General features: G+C 41.7%; 1 protein-coding gene. It reads right to left on the bottom strand.

Features of this window, described 5'->3' with window-relative positions:
- Positions 1-307: ABC transporter ATP-binding protein (locus KI356_RS24355; RefSeq protein ID WP_369009434.1), on the bottom strand; the 307-nt coding region annotated here is incomplete at both ends.

Raw genomic sequence — 307 nt, 5'->3', positions numbered from 1 at the left:
GGAGAACCAATGAATCCGCCAACAAAAATGTTTTCAGGATTATCATATACTTCTTTTGGAGTACCCACTTGCTGGATGAGTCCATCTTTCATAACAACAAGGCGTGATGCCATTGTCATTGCTTCTGTTTGATCATGTGTCACATATATAGTGGTCGTATTTAAACGGCGATGCAGTTTAGAGATTTCTGAACGCATACTTACACGTAATTTTGCGTCTAAATTCGATAGAGGCTCGTCCATTAAAAATACTTTTGCGTCACGGACAATGGCTCTTCCTAGTGCAACCCGTTGGCGTTGTCCACCTG

It is taken from the genome of Bacillus hominis, assembly GCF_018332515.1.
GTDB classification, from domain to species: domain Bacteria; phylum Bacillota; class Bacilli; order Bacillales; family Bacillaceae_G; genus Bacillus_A; species Bacillus_A hominis.
Note: the sequence above shows the minus strand (reverse complement) of the source record. Positions and strands in the feature narration are given on the sequence as shown.